The sequence below is a fragment of the Candidatus Chlorohelix sp. genome (assembly GCF_037138995.1).
In the GTDB taxonomy this organism is placed as follows: Bacteria; Chloroflexota; Chloroflexia; order Chloroheliales; family Chloroheliaceae; genus Chlorohelix.
In genome coordinates this window covers 1-2152 of sequence record NZ_JBAXHI010000103.1, presented here as the reverse complement: position 1 = coordinate 2152, position 2152 = coordinate 1, and the positions used below count along the sequence as shown (strand labels likewise).

Below are 2152 nucleotides of genomic sequence, written 5' to 3'. Positions count from 1 at the left end.
AGAGCATCCGCCTTCTAAGCGGATGGTCGTTGGTTCGATCCCAACCGGGCGTATTTTTTTATTGCTTCACCGCCTTATTCAACAGGTATGCTTCCAAAACCCGCTCGTACATACCCACAATATAGATGGTATCCCCACTTTTTAGTATCACATTTTTATGAGGCTGAAATACAGGGTCAGGTATGAAGCGATAAACAGGTTCAAGCGGATATAAATTTTCTTTTAACGAGACATCGTTTGAACTATCATGAATATACGACATTACTACCACTTTTTTACGCTCATATAAGTCGCCGATAGTAATCCTGTCCAAACCGCTATTCGCCTGTACCACCAATTTTGCCACAATATAAGGTTGAAGGTCTATATAAAAGGTTGTGATAACTTCGTAATCCAACGCTGCCGCTACGAAATATGGCGCTGCCAGCGCAGACGCGCTATATATTTTCTGTATATCAAAATTTCGTGCAATCCGGTCACCAAGGCTTTTGTCGAAAACGCGCAACACTACTTGCAGCCTTTTTTGCTTGTTTGCTTCTCTGGAATTGAACTCTGCTCGCGCATTCAAAGCTATTTCTAGGTTTGCTAGGTCGTCATTGCTAAGTATAGCAATTGCCTTTGCCTTTGCCACGTTTAGTTGGCTTAACATTTTAGGAAGCCGCCCATCCCCGATAATTACCGGCACTCCTAGTGCTGCTGCTTCGCTGTTGAACCGACCATTCTCGTTCTTTTCTATAACCGCTACCGGCTTACCCTGTGCAATCAGTCCTAGCATTACCTGATAACCTATGGTGCCGAGACCGCACAATATAACGTGTCCTTCCATATCACGTACTTTCTGGCGACCTACAACGGCTTCTATGCGGCGGCTGATTACGAAATTGGTCACAAAGGCGTACACTATGGACATTGATAAAGCCCCGACCAAAATCAGCAATACCCCGAATAATTTTAGAGTCCAGTCCTGGTTGATGAAGCTGTAATCGCCAAATCCAACCGTAGCAATGATGGTAACTGTAAAATAAAGTGCATCCAGAAGACTAAACTCGATTGGATTACCTTTAATATCAACCATAGTAGGGCGATAGAAAAACCACAAAATCAAGGTACTAACCAAAATTATTATGCCTACAATCAGTAGGGTATAACGAAAGGGCTTTTCAATATCACGTATAAGATCCAATACAGCTTTTCGCAAACGGTTCAAGCGGTTAAGTCGGTGTACTTTATTGCTCAGATGTTTTTTATTGGAATTTAACTTGGTAGATTCCTGAATATAAAGGGCTTTAGTCACATCACTTTCCTGTAACCGTACCCCCGGTAACTTCTTCAACACCTCTATCTGTCCGGCTAACACCACAGTCTGTCCGGATTTTACAATATAGTCCGGTGGAGGCATTAAGACGGAGGTAGAAGGCGGTTTTGTTGCACCGCGCACTTTGATAGGTGTGGCAGGGTAGAACAAATCCTGTATGCTACCTTCTATGTTGGCGCTCGCTTCCACCACTGCTATGTCATCAAGGTGCAAGCTGAACAGATGTAGTATGCTGGAATTTACACAGGCTTCGACAAAAGAAGGTCCTGCTTTTTTGGATAAGCTTAGTACAGTAGCGTTTGGCACAGCCTTTGCAATTTGCTCACCAATCTTCTGGTTAAAAAAGCTGGCAACGGTACGAATTCCCGGTACCAGTTCATTGGCTGCCAGAATAATTTCAAGGTTTTCAAGGTCGTTATCTTCGCAGGCTATCACTGCTTTAGCTCCGAAAATGCCTGCTTCTACCAGAACTTCAGGGTTACGGCTATCTTCACGCAATAATTTAATGCCCATGCGGCGTGAACGCCGTTCAAATTGTTTGTCCGGCAAATCATCTATCACAATCAAGTCCAAATTAGCTGTTCTTAGCTGTTCAACTATTCTGAAACCGAGGTTGTGTAATCCACAAATAATTAGGTGATTGCTCCATGTAGAAAGGTCATCTTCACCTTCAGGCTTTTGTTGTGACTCTTTATCGGCAAATTCGGCTGAAAATTGTTGCATTATCACCTCTGGTTGCACAAAATAGCTTCTCGCGAGTGTTATTTTGAAGAATACTCTAAAGTTATCAACCGCTATACACAAAATGTAGATAACTTTTCCATTGAATATACCAAA

General features: G+C 42.7%; 1 protein-coding gene. It reads right to left on the bottom strand.

What is annotated here, in order from left to right; all coding sequences use genetic code 11:
• Positions 1-58: 58 nt before the first annotated feature.
• Positions 59-2038: an NAD-binding protein gene (locus tag WCK19_RS18435; protein WP_342398873.1), complete on the bottom strand. Its 1980-nt coding sequence runs from the start codon at positions 2036-2038 to the stop codon at positions 59-61.
• Between the last annotated feature and the right edge of the window lie 114 nt (positions 2039-2152).